At 57.5% G+C, this 4783-nt stretch carries 2 tRNA genes and 2 rRNA genes; all 4 read right to left on the bottom strand.

What is annotated here, in order from left to right:
- A 23S ribosomal RNA gene (locus DDF70_RS35445) occupies positions 1–1880 on the bottom strand; the annotation flags it as partial.
- 248 nt (positions 1881–2128) lie between these two features.
- Positions 2129–2204 (bottom strand) — tRNA-Ala (locus DDF70_RS35440).
- Positions 2205–2407: 203 nt separating this feature from the next.
- Positions 2408–2484 (bottom strand) — tRNA-Ile (locus DDF70_RS35435).
- Between the two features lie 154 nt (positions 2485–2638).
- A 16S ribosomal RNA gene (locus DDF70_RS35430) occupies positions 2639–4125 on the bottom strand.
- Between the last annotated feature and the right edge of the window lie 658 nt (positions 4126–4783).

Raw genomic sequence — 4783 nt, 5'->3', positions numbered from 1 at the left:
GACAAGGAATTTCGCTACCTTAGGACCGTTATAGTTACGGCCGCCGTTTACCGGGGCTTCGATTCAAAGCGTGAACCTCTCCTCTTAACCTTCCGGCACCGGGCAGGCGTCAGACCCTATACGTCGTCTCGCGACTTCGCAGAGTCCTGTGTTTTAGGTAAACAGTCGCCACCCCCTAGTCTGTGCCCCTCCCGCCTGGTTGCCCAAACGGAAGGCCTCCTTATCCCGAAGTTACGGAGGTAAATTGCCGAGTTCCTTCAACATAGTTCTCTCAAGCGCCTTGGTATACTCTACCAGTCCACCTGTGTCGGTTTCGGGTACGGTCTGATGTGAGGGCTATTTCCTGGGACCCGGAAGCCGCCCGAGCAATCCGATAAGCTCGAACGACGATAAGGATCCGTCACCTCTCACTGGCGCACGAATATTAAGCGTGCTTCCCATCGACTACGCCTTTCGGCCTCGCCTTAGGGGCCGGCTAACCCTGCGAAGATTAACTTTACGCAGGAACCCTTGGACTTTCGGCGACAGTGTCTTTCACACTGTTTGTCGTTACTCATGTCAGCATTCGCACTTCCGATATCTCCAGCAGCCCTCACGGGTCCGCCTTCGCAGACTTACGGAACGCTCCGCTACCGCGCATCTTGCGATGCACCCTAAGCTTCGGCTCGTGGCTTGAGCCCCGTTACATTTTCGGCGCAGGAACCCTTGTTTAGACCAGTGAGCTGTTACGCTTTCTTTAAAGGATGGCTGCTTCTAAGCCAACCTCCTGGTTGTTTTGGGATTCCCACATCCTTTCCCACTTAGCCACGAATTGGGGGCCTTAGCTGTAGGTCAGGGTTGTTTCCCTCTCCACGACGGACGTTAGCACCCGCCGTGTGTCTCCCGCGCACTCCTCCCAGGTATTCGGAGTTTGGTTAGGTTTGGTACCGCTGTGGGCGGCCCTAGCCCATCCAGTGCTCTACCCCCTGGGGGATTCACGCGAGGCGCTACCTAAATAGCTTTCGCGGAGAACCAGCTATTTCCGAGTTTGATTGGCCTTTCACCCCTAGCCACAAGTCATCCGAGACTTTTTCAACAGGCACCGGTTCGGTCCTCCAGTGCGTGTTACCGCACCTTCAACCTGCTCATGGCTAGATCACCCGGTTTCGGGTCTAAAGCAACGAACTAAAAAACGCCCTGTTCAGACTCGCTTTCGCTGCGCCTCCACCTATCGGCTTAAGCTTGCTCGTTACTTTAAGTCGCTGACCCATTATACAAAAGGTACGCCGTCACCCAGGACGAACCTTGGGCTCCGACTGTTTGTAAGCATCCGGTTTCAGGAACTGTTTCACTCCCCTCGTCGGGGTGCTTTTCACCTTTCCCTCACGGTACTGGTTCACTATCGGTCGCTGAGGAGTACTTAGGCTTGGAGGGTGGTCCCCCCATGTTCAGACAGGATTGCACGTGTCCCGCCCTACTCATATCCAACCATCACGCTGTTCCGTACGGGGCTATCACCCGTCATGCCCGACTTTCCAGACGGTTCCGGTGACGATCAGGTTGGCATTGGCCTGGTCCGCGTTCGCTCGCCACTACTAACGGAGTCTCGTTTGATGTCCTTTCCTCCGGGTACTTAGATGTTTCAGTTCCCCGGGTTCGCCTTAAACCCCTATGTATTCAGGATCTAATCCCTTCATCTGACCCTCCGTAGTGCAACGCCACCCCCAAGATCGCTCTCTCGGATGCCGTCACAATACAAAGGGTCGAAGGGGGGTTTCCCCATTCGGAGATCCCTGGATCAAAGCTCGTTCGCAGCTCCCCAAGGCTTATCGCAGCGTACCACGTCCTTCATCGCCTCTCAGCGCCAAGGCATCCACCAGATGCTCTTACGACACTTGATTACTCTCATGATCCATGTCCGCCCGGCAAAAGCCGGACACGGATCTCAAGAAAGACCTGACCTCGCATTGCTGCGAAGTCATATTTTGCTTGCCAAGCATCTCCGACGCTCCCGGCTGCGGGCCGGGGCTGGTTCGCGGAACTAGGAAAGTCCGCTGGTCGAAGATGCTGCCTCTTTACGATTTCAAACATCCGCGCTCGCCCGCACAGCAGGGAACACGAATTCCTTTGACATCCGGATACAGTAAAATGGTGGAGCCTGTCGGGATCGAACCGACGACCTGAAGCTTGCAAAGCTACCGCTCTCCCAGCTGAGCTAAGGCCCCGTTTTTTGCTTGGCCTCAGACGCCGGCAGGGACGTTAAGTCCCTTTGGCTATCCGCGCCATCGGGCGCGGCGGCCGGTCGGCCTTCGCAAGAAGTGGTGCAGGATCGACGCGTCAGCGTCGCAAGCCCGACCGGGCGCCCGCGCTGATGCGCGGAGCAGCCAAGGCAACGGACGTTGCCGCCGGCGCTTGAGGCTTCCCAAAATGGTGGGCCTGGGACGACTCGAACGTCCGACCTCACCCTTATCAGGGGTGCGCTCTAACCACCTGAGCTACAGGCCCCAGCCGCAGCACCTGCTGCGACCGATGTATCCGGAATTGAGAAGAGAAGCGAAGACGGCAGCGTCCCGCATAGTGAGCTTCTGACTGAAGCTCTTGTGTTCCAAGTGTTCCGATAGAAGCAGCATGACGCCACTTCGTAAGAGAACATCCTTAGAAAGGAGGTGATCCAGCCGCAGGTTCCCCTACGGCTACCTTGTTACGACTTCACCCCAGTCGCTGACCCTACCGTGGTCGCCTGCCTCCTTGCGGTTGGCGCAGCGCCGTCGGGTAAGACCAACTCCCATGGTGTGACGGGCGGTGTGTACAAGGCCCGGGAACGTATTCACCGTGGCGTTCTGATCCACGATTACTAGCGATTCCGCCTTCATGCACTCGAGTTGCAGAGTGCAATCCGAACTGAGACGGCTTTTGAGGATTAGCTCCCCCTCGCGGGTTCGCTGCCCTTTGTCACCGCCATTGTAGCACGTGTGTAGCCCAGCCCGTAAGGGCCATGAGGACTTGACGTCATCCCCACCTTCCTCGCGGCTTATCACCGGCAGTCCCCCTAGAGTGCCCAACTCAATGATGGCAACTAGGGGCGAGGGTTGCGCTCGTTGCGGGACTTAACCCAACATCTCACGACACGAGCTGACGACAGCCATGCAGCACCTGTGTTCCCGCCAGCCGAACTGAAGAGGGGTGTCTCCACTCCTCATACGGGACATGTCAAAGGCTGGTAAGGTTCTGCGCGTTGCTTCGAATTAAACCACATGCTCCACCGCTTGTGCGGGCCCCCGTCAATTCCTTTGAGTTTTAATCTTGCGACCGTACTCCCCAGGCGGAATGCTTAAAGCGTTAGCTGCGCCACTGACGAGCAAGCTCGCCAACGGCTGGCATTCATCGTTTACGGCGTGGACTACCAGGGTATCTAATCCTGTTTGCTCCCCACGCTTTCGCGCCTCAGCGTCAGATCCGGACCAGTCAGCCGCCTTCGCCACTGGTGTTCTTGCGAATATCTACGAATTTCACCTCTACACTCGCAGTTCCACTAACCTCTTCCGGTCTCAAGCCATGCAGTATCGAAGGCAATTCTGTGGTTGAGCCACAGGCTTTCACCCCCGACTTACAAAGCCGCCTACGCGCCCTTTACGCCCAGTGATTCCGAACAACGCTAGCCCCCTTCGTATTACCGCGGCTGCTGGCACGAAGTTAGCCGGGGCTTCTTCTCACGCTACCGTCATTATCGTCGCGTGCGAAAGAGCTTTACAACCCTAAGGCCGTCATCACTCACGCGGCATGGCTGGATCAGGCTTGCGCCCATTGTCCAATATTCCCCACTGCTGCCTCCCGTAGGAGTTTGGGCCGTGTCTCAGTCCCAATGTGGCTGATCATCCTCTCAGACCAGCTACTGATCGTCGCCTTGGTGGGCCATTACCCCACCAACCAGCTAATCAGACGCGGGCCGATCCTTCAGCGATAAATCTTTCTGCTCTCGCACGTATCCGGTATTAGCCCAAGTTTCCCTGGGTTATCCCGAACTGAAGGGCACGTTCCCACGCGTTACTCACCCGTCTGCCACTGACCCCGAAGGGCCCGTTCGACTTGCATGTGTTAAGCCTGCCGCCAGCGTTCGTTCTGAGCCAGGATCAAACTCTCAAGTTGAAAGTATGATCAAGACTTCACTACGCAAATTGACAGAGCACCTCTCACTCCGGGTCACCCCGGAGCGGTGTACTCACCAAAGCATAGATCCGGTCAATGTCATCCCCGATCCCAAAGGATCGGCGCAAGGACACCGCCGCCTACGCTTCTCTTCCCTCTCAACAATGTCAAAGAGCAAAAACCCAAAAACCCCAACCCGCTCCCGAAGGAGCGCCAGGCCTCGAAGGTCCAAGGCGGCCAGGCCCGAAGAACCCCGCCGCCGATGCAGAGGATCTACCCGAACCCCTGCCGAAGGTCAACACCTGTTTCGAAGATTTTCTCTCGAAACCGGCGCCGCCGCCGTCGTCCATAGTATTCGGACAAGCTTCATCGCTCGCAGAAGCGTATTCGCCTCCGCGTGATCATCATCCGGACCAGCCGATGCCAGCCGAATGCTTCCCAGTGTCGTCAGAGGAGCCCTGGAACCTGGCCAGATACTGGCCGCCCCGGCTCGTGGCGCCGATCGGGATCCCGCAGGATCCGCAATCCCGACCCGACCCAGCGGCCGGATCCAACGATCCCGCCCCGGCCCGCGTCGCTCGTGCTTGAAGCCCGCCCGAACCAGCCGTCCGGCGGGGCTGCCGATATGTCCAGTCCAATCCCGTTTGTCAATAGCCGG

It is taken from the genome of Microvirga calopogonii, assembly GCF_003347665.1.
GTDB classification, from domain to species: domain Bacteria; phylum Pseudomonadota; class Alphaproteobacteria; order Rhizobiales; family Beijerinckiaceae; genus Microvirga; species Microvirga calopogonii.
Note: the sequence above shows the minus strand (reverse complement) of the source record. Positions and strands in the feature narration are given on the sequence as shown.